The sequence below is a fragment of the Achromobacter semiaridum genome (genome assembly GCF_053543755.1).
The window spans coordinates 38,675-42,597 of record NZ_JBLVOL010000073.1; the positions used below are offsets into that span (position 1 = coordinate 38,675).

Genomic DNA, 3,923 nt, shown 5'->3' on the forward strand with positions numbered 1-3,923 from the left:
CGCGGGCGCCGGCCGTCGCGGATTATTTTTCCAGGTATTGCAGCTTGTCCTGCTTGCCGTTCCATTCGTCGGCGTCCGGCAGGGGCTTCTTGGCGCGGCTGATGCTGGCGAACTCGGGGGAAAGTTCGGCGTTCAGCGCGATGAAATTCAGTTGGTCCTGCGGTACGTCTTCTTCGGCGTAGATCGCGTTGGCCGGGCATTCCGGGATGCAGACGGCGCAGTCGATGCATTCGTCCGGGTCGATCACGAGGAAGTTCGGACCCTCACGAAAACAGTCCACCGGGCACACATCAACGCAATCGGTGTACTTGCACTTAATACAGTTTTCGGTGACAACGTGGGTCATTCAGGAACTCCGGGATCGGCGGCTTTTGTGTCTTGTTGGGCGGATTTTACCCAATGCGCGCCCGATGTGCCGGTAATACCCGTATTGACATCGTGGCCCATGGCCGTAAACGCCGGGTTCTCTATGCTATGGTGTCGCGAAACGATACGCGCAACCATGATAATCACTTCGCTGCTCGACACCGATCTGTACAAATTCAGCATGATGCAGGTGGTACTGCATCAGTTCCCCGCTGCACAGGTCGAGTACCGTTACAAGTGCCGCACCGCCGGGGCCGATCTGCGCCCCTATCTGGATGAAATCCGCGAAGAAGTGCACCAGCTGTGCCAGCTGCGCTTCACCGAGGACGAACTGGATTACCTGGGCGGCTTGCGTTTCATCAAAAGCGACTTTGTCGACTTCCTGGGCTTGTTCCACCTGCCCGAGCGCTGCATCCACATCAGCGAAGGCGACGCGCCCGGCGAGATCTCGATCGAGGTGAAAGGCCCCTGGCTGCACACGATCCTGTTCGAGATCCCCGTGCTGGCCATCGTCAACGAGGTCTATTTCCGCAACACGCGCAAGAATCCCGATTGGGAAGAAGGCCGCCAGCGCTTGCAGTCCAAGATGCACCTGGTGCTGGACGACCCCGCGCTGGCCGATTTCCGCGTGGCCGAATACGGCACGCGCCGCCGCTTCTCGAAGGTCTGGCACCAGGAAGTGGTGTCCACCATGAAAGCGCAGATGGGCGAACACTTCGCGGGCACCAGCAACGTGCTGCTGGCCAAGCAGCACGAAGTGCTGCCGCTGGGCACGATGGGCCACGAATACCTGCAAGCCTGCCAGGCGCTGGGGCCGCGGCTGCGCGATTCGCAAGTGTTTGCACTGGAGGTCTGGGCCAAGGAATATCGCGGCGACCTGGGCATTGCGTTGTCGGACGTCTACGGCATGGACGCGTTCCTGCGTGACTTCGACATGTACTTCTGCAAGCTGTTCGATGGCGCCCGCCACGATTCCGGCGATCCGTTCGTCTGGGGCGAACGCCTGCTGGAACACTACCGCAAGAACCGCGTTGACCCGCGCGCCAAGACCCTGGTGTTCTCGGATTCGCTGACCTTTCCGCGCGCTATCGAACTGGCACGCCAGTTTGCCGGCCGCTGCAAGGTGTCGTTCGGTATCGGCACCAACCTGACCAACGACCTGGGCCACGAGCCTTTGCAGATCGTCATGAAGATGGTCCGCTGCAACGGCCAGCCGGTGGCCAAGGTGTCGGACGCGCCCGAAAAAACCATGTGTGACGATCCCGCCTACCTGGCCTACTTGCGCCAGGTGTTCCAGCTGCCTCCCGCCTGAAAGCGGCTCGGGGTAAATTGCTGGTTTCTTGTTTTGATCCAACCCACCACTCGAATCCAAGGGGAATATTCATGAGCAGCATCAAGCGCTTCCACGTAGCCAAGCGCCTGTCGGACATGGCCGTGTACAACGGTGTCGCGTACCTGGCCGGCCAGGTGCCGGACGACGCCAAGCTGGACATCACCGGCCAGACCGAACAAGTGCTGGCCACGATCGATCGCCTGCTGGCCGAAGCCGGCACCGACAAGACCAAGATCCTGATGGCCCAGATCTACGTGGCCAACATCAAGGAATTCGATGGCATGAACAAGGCCTGGGACGCTTGGGTCGCCGACGGCAACTCGCCCCCGCGCGCCACGGTCGAAGCCCGCCTGGCCAACCCCGACTTCAAGGTCGAGATCATCGTGACGGCCGCTATCTAAGCAACATCCGTCCGCCAGCAAGAGCCCTTCGGCTTGCCGAAGGGCTTTTTTTATGTGCGCGTCTGCGCTCAGCCGCCCGTCAAAACCAGCGCCGCAAGCAGCCCTCCCTGTTCCTCGCAGCGGTCAAGATCCGCCTGGGGCACGACCTTGTCCGCCAGGATCTGCTGCGCCGATTGCGCACCCAGGTTGACGATCAGCGCGGGCGCCACTGCCTTCAGCCGCCAGCCGGTGCAGATGCGATCGACCTGCCGCGCCGCGCCCGTGCCATCGCTGCCCGCACTGATCGCGCAGGCGTAGGGCCGGCCCTGGATGCGGTCCAGCACCGCGTAGTAGTTGCGGTCAAAACACTCTTTCATTTCGCCGCTGAGGCTGGCCAGGTTCTCGGGCGCGCAGAATAAAAAGCCATGGCTGGCCAGGATGACGTCGGCGTCCACGTCCGCCGCGCGGCGCATTTCGACGTGCAGTTCGTCCGCCTGATGCAGCTGCGTGGCCGCCGCCGCCGCGCCACGCGCCGCCGCTTCGGCCATCTGCCGCGCGGCGCCGGTGCGAGAGTGCCAGGCGATCAGCAGCTGTTTCATGCGTAACGCCCCAACGTGTCCTGCCGGTAGTACGCCCGCAGCAGGGCGTGCCATTCGGGCAGCGCCTGCTGCAAGGGGGCAGGGTCGACGAAGAAGTGTTCGGAGCTGACGGCAAAGAACTCCGCCTCGTCGGTGGCGGCATACGGGTCCAGCGGCAACTGGCCGTACCAGGCGTCTGCCTCTTCGCTTTCAGGATCCACATCGGACGGGATGGCGGCTTCGACGGCTTCCAGCGCGGCGATGAAGCGGTCCAGGCTGTCGTCCAGCACGCGGCGCCACACCTGCGGTTTCAGGTCGGGGTGCGCGGACAGCGCCGGCATGCCGTCCGCCATGCCCGAGCGCAGGTCCAGCTTGTGCGCGAATTCGTGGATGATCACGTTGAACCCGCCGTCGGAGAGCTGCGTGTCTTCCCAAGACAGCACCAGCGGGCCGCCTTCCCAGGCTTCGCCCGCGGCGTCTTCGATGAATTCGTGCACCACGCCGTCTTCATCCTGGCGTGTGCGCGGGATACGGAAGCTGGCCGGATACACGATGATTTCGTCCCAGCCTTCGTACAGTTCGGGCGACAGGTTCAGGATGGGCAGGCTGGCTTGCGCCGCGATCGACAGCCGCATGAAGTCCGAGACTTCCAGGCCCTGCGCGCCGTTGATGGTTTTGCTGGCCAGCAGCCAGGCGGACCGCGCCAGCAATTGGGCGGTTTCGTCGGCATTCAATGCCGCCAGGAACGGGTGGGCATCCAGCACCTGTCGCCACAGCCGAGGCGCGATGCGGGCTTGCATTTCGGCCACTTCCGAGGGGCGGGCGCCCCGGCCCTTGAGCCAGCGCAACATAAGCTTTGGTTCCTTGTATATGCCGGATATGGCAGGGGATTCAGCACGATCAAACGCTAGTGTAGAGTGTCGGGATATCAACTAACCCGTGCATTGCGCCAGTCATGTCCGCCCCGCCTGTTATCGACGCGCCTTCGCCTTTCGACGCTTCCTGGCGGCAGGAGGTAGGCGCGGGCCTGGACGCCGATGGCGTGGCGCTGATCGACCAGGCCGTCACCTGGGCCATTCCCCGATTTGAAGGCCAGCACGCCCTGACCGGCGAGCCGCTGGCCAGCCACGGCGCCGGCGTCGTGCGCATCCTGGCCGCGCTGCACACGGATGCGGCCACCCGCGCCGCCGCGTTGCTGGCTGCCTTGCCCACTGACCTGATGGCGCCCGCGCCCGCCTTGCGCAACGACCCCGTCGCGGCCGCGTT

The 3,923-nt window shown here is 63.7% G+C and carries 6 protein-coding genes; 3 read left to right on the forward strand and 3 right to left on the reverse strand.

The genetic code is table 11. From position 1 onward, the window contains the following. Positions 1-22 precede the first annotated feature (22 nt). On the reverse strand, positions 23-346 hold the full coding sequence (gene fdxA, locus ACNPP0_RS19880) for a ferredoxin FdxA (RefSeq protein WP_006389264.1): 324 nt from the start codon (positions 344-346) through the stop codon (positions 23-25). A gap of 123 nt (positions 347-469) precedes the next feature. On the opposite strand from fdxA, the gene pncB reads away from it, so the two are divergent. Next, positions 470-1,678 (forward strand): nicotinate phosphoribosyltransferase, encoded by a 1,209-nt coding sequence (gene pncB, locus ACNPP0_RS19885; protein ID WP_332610691.1) that lies wholly within the window; start codon positions 470-472, stop codon positions 1,676-1,678. 71 nt (positions 1,679-1,749) lie between these two features. After that, complete coding sequence (locus ACNPP0_RS19890) at positions 1,750-2,100, forward strand: RidA family protein (protein ID WP_006218017.1); 351 nt, start codon at positions 1,750-1,752, stop codon at positions 2,098-2,100. 68 nt (positions 2,101-2,168) lie between these two features. Here the strand turns inward: ACNPP0_RS19890 and ACNPP0_RS19895 are convergent, their stop codons facing one another. Further along, entirely contained in the window at positions 2,169-2,678 is a 510-nt protein-coding gene (locus tag ACNPP0_RS19895; RefSeq protein ID WP_448706802.1) for an NAD(P)H-dependent oxidoreductase, read from the reverse strand. After that, positions 2,675-3,508 (reverse strand): M90 family metallopeptidase, encoded by an 834-nt coding sequence (locus ACNPP0_RS19900; protein ID WP_448706803.1) that lies wholly within the window; start codon positions 3,506-3,508, stop codon positions 2,675-2,677. The genes ACNPP0_RS19895 and ACNPP0_RS19900 overlap by 4 nt, the downstream gene beginning before the upstream one ends. A 104-nt stretch (positions 3,509-3,612) precedes the next feature. On the opposite strand from ACNPP0_RS19900, the gene ACNPP0_RS19905 reads away from it, so the two are divergent. Next, positions 3,613-3,923 (forward strand): HD domain-containing protein (locus ACNPP0_RS19905; protein ID WP_448706804.1); only part of this gene is annotated, 311 nt, incomplete at its 3' end.

Coding starts and splice junctions, on each gene's coding strand:
- fdxA (WP_006389264.1), bottom strand. CDS start 346: ATGACCCACGTTGTCACCGAAAACTGTATTAAGTGCAAGTACACCGAT.
- pncB (WP_332610691.1), top strand. CDS start 470: ATGCTATGGTGTCGCGAAACGATACGCGCAACCATGATAATCACTTCG.
- ACNPP0_RS19890 (WP_006218017.1), top strand. CDS start 1,750: ATGAGCAGCATCAAGCGCTTCCACGTAGCCAAGCGCCTGTCGGACATG.
- ACNPP0_RS19895 (WP_448706802.1), bottom strand. CDS start 2,678: ATGAAACAGCTGCTGATCGCCTGGCACTCTCGCACCGGCGCCGCGCGG.
- ACNPP0_RS19900 (WP_448706803.1), bottom strand. CDS start 3,508: ATGTTGCGCTGGCTCAAGGGCCGGGGCGCCCGCCCCTCGGAAGTGGCC.